The 12,811-nt window shown below is 67.3% G+C and carries 13 protein-coding genes and 1 tRNA gene; 9 read left to right on the top strand and 5 right to left on the bottom strand.

The features are described 5' to 3' along the window. The first annotated feature begins 42 nt into the window (after positions 1-42). A complete protein-coding gene (locus tag ACQR07_RS35635) occupies positions 43-1,014 on the top strand; it encodes a S1C family serine protease (protein WP_434906713.1) in 972 nt (323 codons plus the stop codon). Positions 1,015-1,026: 12 nt separating this feature from the next. Here ACQR07_RS35635 and ACQR07_RS35640 read toward each other — a convergent pair whose 3' ends face one another. Continuing rightward, on the bottom strand, positions 1,027-2,964 hold the full coding sequence (locus tag ACQR07_RS35640) for a hypothetical protein (RefSeq protein WP_434906714.1): 1,938 nt from the start codon (positions 2,962-2,964) through the stop codon (positions 1,027-1,029). Between the two features lie 341 nt (positions 2,965-3,305). Here ACQR07_RS35640 and ACQR07_RS35645 point away from each other — a divergent pair, with 341 nt between their 5' ends. From ACQR07_RS35645 to ACQR07_RS35660, 4 genes are all read left to right on the top strand, one after another. Continuing rightward, positions 3,306-4,370: a phospholipase gene (locus ACQR07_RS35645; protein ID WP_434906715.1), complete on the top strand. Its 1,065-nt coding sequence runs from the start codon at positions 3,306-3,308 to the stop codon at positions 4,368-4,370. A gap of 145 nt (positions 4,371-4,515) precedes the next feature. Further along, complete coding sequence (locus ACQR07_RS35650; protein ID WP_434906716.1) at positions 4,516-5,868, top strand: hypothetical protein; 1,353 nt, start codon at positions 4,516-4,518, stop codon at positions 5,866-5,868. Between the two features lie 4 nt (positions 5,869-5,872). Further along, positions 5,873-6,691, top strand: coding sequence for a hypothetical protein (locus tag ACQR07_RS35655; RefSeq protein WP_434906717.1), 819 nt, complete (start codon positions 5,873-5,875; stop codon positions 6,689-6,691). 90 nt (positions 6,692-6,781) lie between these two features. Beyond that, positions 6,782-6,988, top strand: coding sequence for a hypothetical protein (locus ACQR07_RS35660; protein WP_008965255.1), 207 nt, complete (start codon positions 6,782-6,784; stop codon positions 6,986-6,988). Between the two features lie 78 nt (positions 6,989-7,066). Here ACQR07_RS35660 and ACQR07_RS35665 read toward each other — a convergent pair whose 3' ends face one another. The 3 genes from ACQR07_RS35665 to ACQR07_RS35675 all read right to left on the bottom strand — a co-directional run bounded on the left by ACQR07_RS35665 (position 7,067) and on the right by ACQR07_RS35675 (position 9,182). After that, positions 7,067-7,732 carry a DsbA family protein gene (locus ACQR07_RS35665; RefSeq protein ID WP_434906718.1) on the bottom strand — a complete coding sequence of 222 codons (666 nt, stop codon included), beginning with the start codon at positions 7,730-7,732 and terminating at the stop codon, positions 7,067-7,069. Between the two features lie 4 nt (positions 7,733-7,736). Continuing rightward, a complete protein-coding gene (locus tag ACQR07_RS35670) occupies positions 7,737-8,522 on the bottom strand; it encodes a sulfite exporter TauE/SafE family protein (protein ID WP_434870726.1) in 786 nt (261 codons plus the stop codon). Positions 8,523-8,684: 162 nt separating this feature from the next. After that, positions 8,685-9,182, bottom strand: a complete 498-nt coding sequence (locus ACQR07_RS35675; RefSeq protein ID WP_434906719.1) for a hypothetical protein — start codon at positions 9,180-9,182, stop codon at positions 8,685-8,687. A 190-nt stretch (positions 9,183-9,372) separates the two neighbouring features. Between ACQR07_RS35675 and ACQR07_RS35680 the strand changes: the two genes are divergently transcribed. Together ACQR07_RS35680 and ACQR07_RS35685 are read left to right on the top strand one after the other, a co-directional pair. After that, a complete protein-coding gene (locus tag ACQR07_RS35680; protein WP_434906720.1) occupies positions 9,373-9,687 on the top strand; it encodes a hypothetical protein in 315 nt (104 codons plus the stop codon). Positions 9,688-9,768: 81 nt separating this feature from the next. Continuing rightward, the gene (locus ACQR07_RS35685) at positions 9,769-10,854 is read left to right on the top strand and encodes an AbrB family transcriptional regulator (RefSeq protein WP_434906721.1); all 1,086 of its coding nucleotides are present in this window, start codon (positions 9,769-9,771) and stop codon (positions 10,852-10,854) included. Here the strand turns inward: ACQR07_RS35685 and ACQR07_RS35690 are convergent. Continuing rightward, the gene (locus tag ACQR07_RS35690; protein WP_434906722.1) at positions 10,851-11,390 is read right to left on the bottom strand and encodes a disulfide bond formation protein B; all 540 of its coding nucleotides are present in this window, start codon (positions 11,388-11,390) and stop codon (positions 10,851-10,853) included. The two genes, ACQR07_RS35685 and ACQR07_RS35690, sit on opposite strands and share 4 nt — an antisense overlap. A 192-nt stretch (positions 11,391-11,582) precedes the next feature. Here ACQR07_RS35690 and ACQR07_RS35695 point away from each other — a divergent pair. Then, positions 11,583-11,667, top strand: a tRNA-Leu gene (locus ACQR07_RS35695). Between the two features lie 382 nt (positions 11,668-12,049). Next, positions 12,050-12,499: a hypothetical protein gene (locus ACQR07_RS35700; RefSeq protein WP_434906723.1), complete on the top strand. Its 450-nt coding sequence runs from the start codon at positions 12,050-12,052 to the stop codon at positions 12,497-12,499. Positions 12,500-12,811 lie beyond the last annotated feature (312 nt).

Here is a 12,811-nt window from a genome sequence, read left to right on the forward strand (position 1 = left end):
TTGGTCGAGCCCACCCGGGTCTCGACGAGCAGGAGTAGATAGATGGCCTCTTTGACGGAATGGAAAGTGCCGTTTGCCTTCCAGCCTCGCGCCGAAGACTACAAATACGATCTCGACCACGCGTTGTCCTCGATCGTGGGCCTGCATGCCATCATCCCGTCGGATGCGTTCAGCGCGGAAACGCTGGGCACCGAGCGTGCCGGCAACGCCGTCGTCATCGATGACGGGCTGCTGCTGACGATCGGCTATCTGATCACCGAGGCCGAATCCGTCTGGCTGCATCTCAACGATGGACGGGTCGTGCAAGGCCATGTGCTGGGATTCGATTTCGCCACCGGCTTCGGCCTGGTGCAGGCACTCGGCCAGCTCGACCTGCCGGCTTTGCCGCTCGGCTCGTCCGCGGCCACCAAGGTCGGCGATCAGGTGGTGCTCGGCGGCGCCGGCGGCCGCACGCGATCGGTGGCGAGCAAGATCATCGCCAAGCAGGAGTTCGCCGGCTACTGGGAGTATCTGCTGGACGAGGCGATCTTCACCCATCCCGCGCATCCGAATTGGGGCGGCACCGGCCTGCTCTCGCCCAAGGGCGAGCTGATCGGCATCGGATCGCTGCAGCTGGAACGCGAGCGCGACAGCAAGGCCGAGCACGTCAACATGGTCGTGCCGATCGACCTGTTGAAGCCGATCATCGACGACCTCCGCCGCTTCGGCCGCGTCAACAAGCCGGCGCGGCCCTGGCTCGGCATGTTCGCGACCGAGGTCGACGATCGCGTCGTGGTGATCGGCGTCGCCACCAACGGGCCGGCTGCCCGCGCCGAGCTGAAGTCCGGCGACGTCATTCTCGGCATCAACGGCGACAAGGTGACGAGCCAGAGCGAGTTCTACCGCAAGCTCTGGGCGCTCGGCGACGCCGGCGTCGACGTGCCGTTGACCGTGCACCATGAGGGCGTCGACTTCGACGTCACGGTCGCGTCCACGGACCGCGCCAAGATGCTGAAGGCGCCGCGAATGCACTGACGCGGCGCGGCCTCACGCAACGACGTGCCAGGCCGCCGCGACCTGGTCGTGCAGCTGTGCATCGGTCGGCAGCAGCGAAGCCAGCGCCGGATCGAAGCCGGGATGAGCCTGCGCGTAGTTCGCCATCGCCTGCACCAGCTGCGACACCTGCGTATCGAGCTCCAGACCGCCGGCCTTGATCTCCTGCAGCTGATAGGAGCCACCGAGGAACCAGTCCGCGACGGTGACCTGCTGATGAGTGCCGAGAATGTCGATGTCGAGATCATTGCCTGATTTGACGAACCAGAAATTGTCCGCGGTGTAGGCCGCACCGAAATCCAGCGTTCCCGTCGGCTTTGACAGCGAGGCGACGCCATTGATGATGACGTCGTTGCCATCACCGGGCGCATAGACATAGGTCGCGCCGACGCCACCGACCAGGATGTTGTTGCCGGCGCCGCCCTTGAGCACGTCGCTGCCGCCGCCCCCGATCAGCAGATCGTTGTTGGCGGTTCCGAACAGCGTGTCGTTGCCGCCGCCTGCGATCAGGAGCGCGCCATCAGTCGCCGCGATCACCACGCCTGAAACCGCGTCGATCGCAACGCTGGTCGACGCATCGCTCAGGGCTGCGCTCAGCCAATCCAGATTGTCGGTCTTGCCGCCCCAGAGCACGCCGATCGCCATGTCGATCAGCGTGGCGTCCTCGCCGTCGACGCTTGCGACGGCGTCGATCAGTGCGACCGTGCCGAGGATGTCGACCGTCGATCCGGTGTCCGTATGCGACCACAGCGCTGACGACAGGTCCGCGACCAGAAGGTTCTTGGCGAGGTCCTGGTAGAGCACGCCGTGCTCGTGTCCGATCACGCCAGGCGTCGACGCCGTCACCTCATCGTGATTCTGCGCCAGCAGCGCCGAATACTCGACCACGATCTCGGCCAGTGCCTTCTCGACGCCGGCAGCCTTCAGATAGGTCGCCGTCGTCGCAGCACTGACGCTGTCGCCGAGCACGCCGCCGCCGTTGAACAGCGCCTGCACGGCGCTGTTGCCGTAGCCGCTCGCGTCGGTCACCGTCGAATAGGCGATCATGTCCTTCATCTTGTCGGCCGGTGCGCCCGCGCCGCCGACGCCGGCTGCGGGAATGCCGACCGCCGTGGCGATCGCGTCGTCCTCGAGCGGCGCCAGCAGCACGGCCGCGGCCTTCTTCCAGTCCTGCGCGTTGTTGTCGCTGGCCCACTGCATCATCGTCAGCAGCGCGATCGAATGCAGTTTCACCGGGTCGAGCCCCAGATCCGTGCCGGCGCCAAGCACGGTCTTCTGCTCCGACGAGATGCCGATCGCCGCATGGGCGATCGCCACGGCGCCTGCCACCGGTCCGAGCTGCAGCAGCGCCAGCGGCGCTTCCAGCAGCGGCGCCGCCGCCCGCACATATTGCAGGACCTCGCCGGAGACGGAGACCATGTGGATGTCGTTGAAACGGTCGACCGGATGCGACGTCAGCGCGCCCCAGAAGCCGTGCAGCTGGTCGTAGCGCACCTCCGCCGCGAACTCGAACGGCATCGCATCATAGGCGTAGGCCATCTTGTTGTTCAGCGCCGCGATGTAGCCGGCCAGACCGCCGCCCAGCGAATGGCCGGTCAGCGATACGTTTGCCGTCGTCGCCCACGTCTTGTAGTACGCCTCGGCGTCCGGAAACTGTGTCGGCCAGCCGGTGAGCCCGGCCCCGCCGAGCCAGGCCGGCACGTCGGCGATGCTGTCGGTGCCGCGATAGGAGATGATTCGCGTCGACGGGTCTCCGATCAACTGATAGGTCGCCGCCTCGAAATTGTCCGCGGCGGCCACGACGCTGCCGGCCACCAGCTGATAGCTGCCAATGCGATCGAAGGTGACGGAGAGCGCCGCATTGACGCCCCTGTTGTAGACGTCCATGGCGAGTACTGCGTTGATCAACGCGGCCGACGGCGAAGTGGTCATGTGCGCATCCCCCTGAGAGCCGGTCGGCAGTTTTGACCGCAGCAATCCGCTCACGAGGGAACTGCATTGCTGCGCCGTCGGCTTTCATGAAGTGCGACATCGCGCCGGATGTTTGTCAATCGCGATTCGTCCACACGTGTATTTGCGCGTGATGCGCCTGACGCGCGATCCCAACATGGTGAGCGAAGCGTTGCCACGTGATATGCGTCGGACCACGAACTTACGCGGAGCGAACGCGCGTTCGGAAAATGATCATTGCCCGCGCGGCCGATTTTGCGTTGCATGGGAGTGCTCGCAGGCCAGCGGGTGACCCATCAGGCCCGCTCGACCAGGAGATCTGCATGACCGAAGCCGTGGTGGACGATATTCTCATCGTGCTGCCGCCGCTGCTGCAGTCCCTCGAAGCCCTGTCCTACGTCGCGCGCTATCTCAACCCGGCGGATTTCGATCGCGTGATGACCGACATCGGCGATCCCGACCAGGCCCTGCAGACCGCACGCGCGCATCTCACGGCGTGGCCGGCGGATTTTTCCCACATCCGGATCGCTTTCGATTCGGCGGCGGACGCTGCACTGACGTCGTTCGCGGGCCTGCGCGCCGTGCATCGCGGCGAGGGCGATCTGGTCGACGTGTTCCGCGCGCTGCGCCAGCTGCCACGTGCGCTCGAGGCGCTGTTTCCGTTGGCTGCGACCTTGCCGCCGCTGAGCGAATTCTTCCTGGATCCGGCCGCCGGCAACGACGAGGCGCTGCGTCAGCTGCTGGCAGCATCGGCCGGCAAGGATGCCGTGTTTCACGACCACAACGAGATCGGCAACCGCGGCGGCTTTTCGCTGTACGTGCCGGAATACTACACCGCCGATCGGGCCTGGCCGCTGGTGATGGCGCTGCATGGCGGCAGCGGCAACGGCCGCGACTTCCTGTGGAGCTGGCTGCGCGCCGCGCGCAGCCTCGGCGCCATCCTGGTGGCGCCGACCGCGACCGGCCCGACCTGGGCGCTGATGGGCGAGGACGCGGATACGCCGAACCTCGGGCGCATTCTCGATCTCGTCCGCAGCCGCGTCGCCGTCGATCCCGCGCGGATGCTGCTGACCGGAATGAGCGACGGCGGCACCTTCTGCTATGTCAGCGGGCTGGAGGGCGGCTCGCCCTTCACTCACCTCGCCCCCGTCGCCGCGACGTTCCATCCGCTGATGGCGCAGATTGCCGACCGTGACCGGCTGCGCGGACTGCCGATCCAGATCGTGCATGGTCGGCTGGACTGGATGTTTCCGGTCGAGATCGCCCGGCACACGCAGGATGCGCTGGCAAGAACCGGCGCCCACGTCGTCTATCGCGAGATCGACGATCTCAGCCATTGCTATCCGCGCGAGGTGAATGTGGAGCTGCTGCGCTGGCTGATGAGCTGACGCCGTTCCTCGCGGCTCCATGCGGCATGAAACATCGGTAAGATCCGCGACATAATCTCGACGGATTTTCTCCGCATTGGTGACCGCTTGGCCAACCAGCGGGGGCGCTGCTCAGGGCGGATCTGATGCCGCCGAAGGACCGTTCATGCCCGCGCCCGCCGCACATCTTGCCTCGGCTCGCACCCCCTCCGTTCTGCTCAGCAATGGCGTCAACCGCCTCGAGGGCACGCTCAAGCTGACCACCGCGATCCTGGCGCTCGCCGCCGGCGTCTACACCTATCTCGGCGTCCGCGAGCTGCTCAACGGCAGCCCGACCACGGTGTTCTTCGCAGCCGTCATCTATTCGGTTGCGGTCTCCGTGGGCATCTATGCCTTCTGGGTGTTCATGATGCAGTTCATGCCGCACGTGACCAGCCTGGTCGGGCGGCTGCTGATGGGCGGCTGCATGCTTCTGGGCTCGCTGATGATCGTGGCGATGTCGTCCTGGCTGAACGCCTCGGCGCTGGCCGGCGCCGCGGCCATTCAGCAGCATCTTGCGATCACCGTGCAGAACTACACGCGCGACCTCGACCGCGCCAACAGCCAAGCCATCGCCGCGCAGAGCCTGCTGCCCGACATCCAGCTTGCCTCGTCGCGCTTCGCCAAGCTGGCGGAGGCCGAGCGCGCCGGCTCGCTCACCGGCACCTCCGGCTCGGGCACCGTCGTGCAGCTGCTCGCGCAGATGTCGACGCAGCTCGATGGATTGGGACAGCAGGTGCAGGAGTCCGGCAAGCGTGTCTCCGCGCTCTATGAGCAGGGCAGCAAGAGCCTCGCCAAGATGCGCGAGCTGATCTCCGACCGCGGCCCGATCGCCACGCGCAGCGACGCGTTCGCCACCGAATCGCTCAACCTGATGGGCGTGATCGCCAATCTGCAGCAGACCTCGGTGGCGCCGGCGGTGAGGCGCGCTGCAACCTCGCTCTCCGCGAGCTTCATCGCGCCGGCGGCCAGCGGACGCAGCGGCGATCTGGCCGAGCGCCAGACCGCCGTCGTCGGCAAGGTCGAAGGCGCGATCGCGACGCAGGCCGCCTCGCTCGCCGATGCCGCCGACAAGATCCTGGCGCTGCCGCGCATCGAGCCGACGCGCTATCAGACGCTGTCGCCGGCCGAAGCCGTGCTGCGCTATGCCGGCGACTTCATCCCGAGCTGGGCCGGCGCGATCTCGATCGACCTGATGCCGGCGGTGCTGGTGCTCATCCTCTGCGTCGTGCATGCCGCGATCCGTCGCGAAGGCCTGCCGGCCGTGAGTGCCTCCAGCCTCACCGCCGCAGACCTCGTCGCCGCCATGCAGGTTGCCCGCGAGGTCGAGGACGCCAGGCGGGCGGCCGAGTCACGGCCCACCATTGCACCTGATGTGCCGGCCGCCACGCCGGCGCTCGAGCCGCAACCCGCCCCTGCTCCCGCCGCAGTCGCGGACGAGAACGTCACCTCGCTGTCGTCAGCGCGGGTCGGAAAGTAGTCCGATGGCGTCGGCCTTGAACCGCCGCGTTCATGCCTGGCTCGCCGGCAATCCTGACGAGAGCATCCTGCGCTGGACGTTCCGCGCGATCCTCGGCGTGACCGTCGTCGTGCTTGCGGCCGACCTGGTTGAGCTGAACGGTGCAGGCGTCGTAACCGATGCCGCCTCGCCACCGCTCGAGATGCAGCGCAGCCAGCCCGACGCACCGACGGACGCTCCCTCGGTGCTCGGCCCGTTGCTGAGGCGACTGATGCCGCTGCCCAAGGGCGATCCCGCGCTGGAGCGGCCCATGAGCCTGGAGCTGCGCGGCGGCGGGCGGCTCTATGCGACGGGCACGATTACGCCGGGCAGCGCGCGAGCTTTCACCGATGAGATCGAGCGGCACGGCGAGTACATCAAGACCATCGTGCTGAACTCGCCGGGCGGCTCGGTCGCCGATGCGCTGTCGATGGGCCGGCTGGTTCGTGCGCGGAAGTTTGCGACCGAAGTCGAGGCCGGCAAGACCTGCGCGTCGTCGTGCCCGCTGCTGTTCGCCGGCGGCATCGAGCGCCGCGCCGGCGAACGCGCCATCATCGGCGTGCATCAGATCGCCGCAGCCCGCTCCGCCACCGCCGTCCGCTCCGAGGACGACATGAGCGTCGCGCAGAACGTCTCGGCGCGCTGTCAGCGCTACCTCGCCGACATGGGCATCGACCTGAAGGTCTGGGTGCATGCGATGGAGACGCCGCATGATCAGCTGTTCACATTCAAGCCCGACGAACTCAAATCGCTCAATCTGGTCACCGCAGTGCCCGAATCGCGTCCTGAAAAACCACGCACTTAGTCTGTCTGGTCCCGCTTGAACCTTCCGCGGCACGCGCGGAACCAAGCTTCGACGGCGGCGTTGTCGGCCGTCACACTGGAGAACATGATCATGCGGACATTGGTGGGAATGATCCTGGGTGCGCTCATTCTGGGATTCGGCGTCTACATCCACGATTCGATGCAGACCTCGGAAGTCGCCAACGGGCCGACCGCGCAGTCGCGCCGGACGATCGTCAACTGGGATGTCGCGGCGGACAGCTGGAACTCGCTCAAGACCCGCGCGCATGACGACTGGGTTCGCATCTCGTCGAAGTAACGCGCAGCACCGCTCGTTTGCAGGGCGTCTCGACCTCGCGTCGGGGCGCCTTTGCTTTGCTCCGCGTTGGCTTGGCTCCTAATTGGCCGCCTTTGCCTTGCGGGCATCCGCAATGACCTGCTCGAACTGCGCCATGGTCAGCACGCCCGGCACCCTGAACTTGCCGACGATGAAGGACGGCGTGCCGCGAAAGCGCAGGCCGCGGGCCTGGCTGTCGTTGCGCGCCAGCATCGCATCGATCGCCTTGCTGTTCGCAGCGAGATCGCGTCTGGCGCGATCGATGTCGATGCCCGCCTCGGCGAGCAGCTCGTCGATGCGCGGTTCGGTCAATTTCGAGCTGGTGCCGATCAGCGCGTCGTGCGCTTTGGCGTATTTGTCCTGATACTTGCAGGCCAGCGCCATCCGCGCCGCCGTGACCGACACCGGGCCGAGGATCGGCCACTCCTTCAGCACCCAGCGGACCTTGCCGTCGTCATGCACCACCTGCTGCAGTTCGGGATCGAGCCTGCGGCAGTACGGACAATTGTAGTCGAACCATTCGACGATCGCGATGTCGCCGGCCGCATTGCCGAGCACGGGCGCATCGGGGTCGCGCAGCACCGAGGCCTCGTCCGGCTCGTCGGCCTCCTCCGCAGCGCGACCGGCCTGCGGCCACAAGGACAGCGCGGCGCCGGTGCCCAAAAGAGCCAGAACCTCGCGCCGACTGGTCGCGAGGGCGATCTCGCCGGACGTACCGCGTTTCATGACATCAGCTCCAGATATGCAGCAGGCTGCGCGTCAGCATGTACAGCGCCACCGCCGCGATCACGATCGAGAACACCACGTTCAACGCGCCGCGCCGCTCCGAGAGATGGCGCGCCAGCCGCGTTCCGGCAAGACCTCCGGCGATACCGCCGGCGATGAACAGCCCGGCAAGGTCCCAGGCCACCAGCCCCGACCATGCATAGCTCGCCGCCGTGGTGAGCCCGAACGTGGTCACCGCGACCAGCGACGAGCTGACCGCATTCATGATCGGCATGCCCGTCGCCGCCATCAGCGCCGGCACGATCAGGAATCCACCACCGATGCCGAAGAAGCCGGACAGCGTGCCGGTGGCGAGGCCGAAGCCGGCGATGGCTGGAAAGTTGGCCATGCTCATCTTCACGTCGGGCGTGCCGACGCGGGCGCGGGTCTTCAGCATCAGCATGGCGATCACCATCATCACCAGCGCGAACAGGGCCAGCAGCTTCTGGCCGTCGACCATTTTGCCGAGCAGCGAGCCTGTGAAGGCGCCGACGATCCCGGCCGCCGCGAACAGCGCCGCGATCGGCCAGATCACGGTGCCGCCGCGGGCATGGTTGGCGAGGTTGATCGCGGCATTGGTCGCCACCGCGATCGCGCTCGAGCCGATGGCGATGTGCGGCTCCGGCACGCCGACCACATAGACCATCAAGGGCACCGCAAGTACGGATCCGCCGCCGCCGACCAGGCCGAGCGAGAACCCGACCATGCCGCCGCAGAGCACACCGAGAATGGCTTGAGTCGCAGAAATCATGGCGGCAGCATGGGTCACTTCCCGGCCGCGAAGGCAAGCCTGAAATTCATTGCGGCGCTCGTCGGTCAGATCGCCATCGACAGCAAGACGCCATCATGCAGGCGCACGCGCGGCCGGATGCAGATGCAGCCGGCCGCCGGACGTGGCTCGTGAGTGCTACGCTCAGGCAGCGCCCTTCAGCTTCTTGGTGCACTCGCTGTAGTAGCCGCCGCCCTCCTGGATCCACTTCATGCCGCCATTGCCGTTGGTCGCCTTGTTGGCATTGTACTGGTCGACGCAGGTGTGCATGCGAGCCTTGCCGGCGGGCTCCTTGGCATATTTCGGATTCACCGCATTCGGAAATACGGCCGGACCGCTCGGCGCGGCTGCCGGCGCAGCCTCTTTGGCGGCCGCCTTCGTGTCCTTGGCCGGCTTGGCCTCGGCGGCGGGCGCAGGAGCGGCCGCCGGAGCGGCTGCGGTGGCGTCGCTGCCGCACTGCGCCTTGCGGAAGTCGTTCCACTTCTGGCCGTTCAGCGTGCCGGCGTCCTTGGCCTGCTTGTATTTGGCACTGCATTCCTGCGCCGTCAGCGCCTGGGCCGGCGCGGCGGCGAGTGTTGCGAAGCCGATGACGGTCAGCGCGGCGAGCGACGAAGCAACCAATGATTTTGCGTGAAAACTCATCCCAGATCTCCCTGTGGAGCATGTTGAATGGGACAATGAGTCTAGCGGTGCACCTGCTTACGGCAAGGCAGGCAGGGCGGCCGGGCAACGAAAATATAATTTGCGTCGCACTGCAATCCGGCACATTCCATTCACACCGGGTTCAGCATCGCCTGCCAACGCGCCGGGCCTATCGTTCGAGGAATTCTGCATGACATTCACTGCCCGGATGGCCGCGGCGGCCGCCGCAACTGCCATCCTGCTGGCCGCGGGCCCCGCCGTCTCGCAACCCGGACTGACCCTGCCGTCGCGGCCCGACGCCGCCACCGACAAGTTCGCCACCATGGAGAAGACGGCCCGGCGGGCGATTTCCATCGCCTGCTCCAAGGAGGCCGACGACCAGGGGCTGAAGGGCAAGGCTCGGGGCAAATTCCGCTCCGCCTGCAAGCAGGACAAGGCGGCCGCAGCGGCAGCGGCGGCGGCGACCACCCCCGCGCCCGCAGCCTCGCCCGACAAGCCGAAATGACCGCCGTCCGGCGCCCGCGCGCATGGCGCCTGCGCGGCGGCGGGAATTGTTCGCGCCGATCGCTTTTGGCATAAGCCGCCGGTGCGCCAGATCATCTCCTCCCTCCCGTTCGCTCCGCCCAGCCGCGCCAAGACCCTGAGCGCGCTCGAGACGCTCGCTCTCGGCACCGCCGGCGGCCTGGTCTTCCTGTTCGCGCATCTGCCGGGCGGGCTGATCTCCGGCGCGATGATCGCGACCGCAATCGCCGCGATTGCCGGCCGCCCGCTGGCGATGCCGCCGATGCTGACCCAGACCATCCTGCTGCTGCTCGGCATCTCCATTGGCGCGATCGTATCGCGCGAGCTGATCACCCATGTCGGCGCCTATCCGGTGACGATCGCGCTGCTGGCGCTCGCGACCTTCTGCTCGACCTTCGGCTCCAGCTTCTATCTGCAGCGCGTCCATGGCTGGGACCGCACCTCGGCGCTGCTCGCCGGCAGCCCCGGCGCGCTGTCGCAGATCACGATGCTGGCGGTCGAGCGCGGCGCCGACCTGCCGGCGATCGCCGTGGTGCAGACGCTGCGCGTGATCATCCTCACCGCGGCGCTGCCGCTGGTGCTGGCAATCGCAGGCGTCGCGCCGGCCGAGCAGCCTTCGCTCGGGCAGGCGGTGGCCTCGCCGCTCGGCCTGCTCGCGCTGCTGGTGGCCTCGCTGGTGGCGGCCGTCCTGATGCAGCTGATCAAGTTTCCGGCGAGCTGGCTGTTCGGCGCGATGGTCGCGAGCGGCGTGCTGCACGGCACTGGCCTGGTCGAGGGCGGCCTGCCGGAGTGGATGCGCGGCGCCGCCCTGATCGGCATCGGCGCCCTGATCGGCAGCCGCTTCGCGCGGATGCGGGTGAAGACGCTGGTCGGCCACCTCAGGGCCGCGCTCGGCTCGTTCGCGATCGCGGTCGCGATATCGGCGCTGTTCGTCACCGTCATCGTGCTGGTGACGCATGTGCGCTTCTCCGACACCATCGTCGCGTTCGCGCCCGGCGCCATGGACGCGATGCTGGCGCTGGCGCTGACCCTGCACATCGACCCGATCTTCGTCGGCGCCCATCATCTGTCGCGCTTCGTGTTCGTCACCATCGCCACCCCCGGCATCGTCCATCTGTTCGGACGGCCGCAGGAGGACGTCGACGACTAGGCGGCGCCCGGTTTGCGCATGAAGCCCCAGCCGGCGATCGCGGCTGTCAACAGCGAGATCAGCACGCTGTAGCCGGCCAAGGACAGGCCGAGGAAGCGCCACTGCACCTCGTCGCAGCGCACGACCTTCACGCTGTCGAGCCGCTCCAGCAGAGTGCCGGCGCTGCCGAGATTGCCGACCGGCCCGGTGCATTCGGTCGGTCCCGGCCAGAAGCCCCATTCGACGCCGGAATGGTAGACGCCGAGCCCGGCATTGCCGAGGCCCGCCAGCGCGATCAGCGCGAGCCCGCCGAGCACCAGGGCGCGCGGTGCGCCGCCCTTCGCGGCAAGTGCGATCACGAGCCCGAGCGGCACGATGGCGTAATAGGCGAAGCGCTGCTTCAGGCAGAGCTCGCAGGGCTGCAGGCCCCACACCAGCTGCATGTACCAGGCGCCGGCCAGGGTCGCCGCCGCGATGCCGGCCGCGAGCAGCGCCGCCGTCACCGCCGGGCTCAGGGCCCCCGCCGCCGGGCGTGCCATCACCGAGGTATTGCTCATCGATCCTCCCGAACGCGGGCTGTCTTAACGCGGGCTGTCTTGCGGCCCCATGCCGGGCCCGTCCCGGCTCCTACTCCCGCCAGCGAAAGCTGTCGAGATGAGCCGCCATCACGTCCGTGCGGGTTGACCCTGCCCCGCCGCCCGCTATAGTCCGCCCGCTTCGCGGGTTCCTGCACAGGGGCCGACGCGAATGCCCCTGTGGCGGAACTGGTAGACGCGCTCGACTCAAAATCGAGTTCCGCAAGGAGTGCTGGTTCGATTCCGGCCAGGGGCACCACGCTTTGCGGCTACGCGTGGCGCGGCCGAGCCCGGCTCCCTGCCCCGCAAAGCGGCGAAGCGTGCCCGGCGTAGCCCCTTGGCGAAGCCGGGCGTTTGAGCCCCCCAAGTCTCGCTTGAGCCCCGCTCTCTGATCTGACCAACCCTGTCAAACAGCCCGCCGCTACCAGCAGCCGTAGCTCGCCCCCAAGCCACCGCGAATCCCGCCGACTGACAGCCCCGAGGCGCTTGCGCGTTTTCTCACGCATGCTTCAATGGACCCATGCAAGCCAGCCCGTTCGGGTGTGCGCCTTGCGTCTGGCGGGCGCACCTCCGAGCGCAGCACATGATCTCGGTCTTCAACTGGTAAGGTGGCATTCGTGAGCGTCAGACCAAAAGTTGTCATGGCGTTCGTCGTGCTGTTGACATCCGTGAGCGCAGTCGCGCTGCCTTTGTATTCGCCGTCCCTGCTGTCTTGGTTTTCGCCGTCCGTCGCCGCCACGATCTTCGGGGGAAGCGTAGGCAGCCAAGTCTGTGAGCGGTTGGGCGGAAAGTGGGGAAGCGCACGGAACGAATGCTTCACGCGCGCCTGTTACGCAGCCGGAGATTGCGGCTTCTGGCTTCATCCGAACTTGCGGTGCCACCGCCTTAGAACGGGCGACTCGATCGGCGAGGTCTATTTTTGGCTCGGCAATCCGAACATCATCGAGGGACATACGTTCACTTGGCTTGATGGCAAGCCCGACTCCGTCGCCCTGACTGCCATCATCGAGAACGGCATCCTCACATCTGTGAACTGCCTCCGAAGTCCACGCTTCGCCCTTCGGGCTACGCGTGGCGCAGTCGCGCCATAGCCGAAGGGCGAAGCGTGCCCGGCATAGCCCCTTGGCGCCGGGGCGTTTGAGGCCCCTGGCGCGAGCCCCGCTCTCTAATACCGATCAACCCTGTCAAACAGCCCGCTGCGCGATGCAGCCTTGCCGACGCCCGAGCCACCGCGATCCCGCGGGCTGATAGCCCCGAGCTTTGCTGCAGTCGGCGTCCTCTTGGAAAGAGAGGGCGCAGGGAAGGCCGAGTGCCGACTGGCACCCGTGGCCCCCGTGCGAAAGAAGTGCACGGGGCAGGAACCACAGGCTCAGCCGGAAACAACCCGGCCTTCCCTGCGCAAT

It is taken from the genome of Bradyrhizobium sp. HKCCYLS20291 (assembly GCF_051167715.1).
Classification (GTDB): domain Bacteria; phylum Pseudomonadota; class Alphaproteobacteria; order Rhizobiales; family Xanthobacteraceae; genus Bradyrhizobium.

Excerpts from the sequence above, each read along its gene's own strand:
- ACQR07_RS35635 (WP_434906713.1), top strand. The coding sequence starts at position 43 with ATGGCCTCTTTGACGGAATGGAAAGTGCCGTTTGCCTTCCAGCCTCGC.
- ACQR07_RS35640 (WP_434906714.1), bottom strand. The coding sequence starts at position 2,964 with ATGACCACTTCGCCGTCGGCCGCGTTGATCAACGCAGTACTCGCCATG.
- ACQR07_RS35645 (WP_434906715.1), top strand. The coding sequence starts at position 3,306 with ATGACCGAAGCCGTGGTGGACGATATTCTCATCGTGCTGCCGCCGCTG.
- ACQR07_RS35650 (WP_434906716.1), top strand. The coding sequence starts at position 4,516 with ATGCCCGCGCCCGCCGCACATCTTGCCTCGGCTCGCACCCCCTCCGTT.
- ACQR07_RS35655 (WP_434906717.1), top strand. The coding sequence starts at position 5,873 with ATGGCGTCGGCCTTGAACCGCCGCGTTCATGCCTGGCTCGCCGGCAAT.
- ACQR07_RS35660 (WP_008965255.1), top strand. The coding sequence starts at position 6,782 with ATGCGGACATTGGTGGGAATGATCCTGGGTGCGCTCATTCTGGGATTC.
- ACQR07_RS35665 (WP_434906718.1), bottom strand. The coding sequence starts at position 7,732 with ATGAAACGCGGTACGTCCGGCGAGATCGCCCTCGCGACCAGTCGGCGC.
- ACQR07_RS35670 (WP_434870726.1), bottom strand. The coding sequence starts at position 8,522 with ATGATTTCTGCGACTCAAGCCATTCTCGGTGTGCTCTGCGGCGGCATG.
- ACQR07_RS35675 (WP_434906719.1), bottom strand. The coding sequence starts at position 9,182 with ATGAGTTTTCACGCAAAATCATTGGTTGCTTCGTCGCTCGCCGCGCTG.
- ACQR07_RS35680 (WP_434906720.1), top strand. The coding sequence starts at position 9,373 with ATGACATTCACTGCCCGGATGGCCGCGGCGGCCGCCGCAACTGCCATC.
- ACQR07_RS35690 (WP_434906722.1), bottom strand. The coding sequence starts at position 11,390 with ATGAGCAATACCTCGGTGATGGCACGCCCGGCGGCGGGGGCCCTGAGC.
- ACQR07_RS35700 (WP_434906723.1), top strand. The coding sequence starts at position 12,050 with ATGGCGTTCGTCGTGCTGTTGACATCCGTGAGCGCAGTCGCGCTGCCT.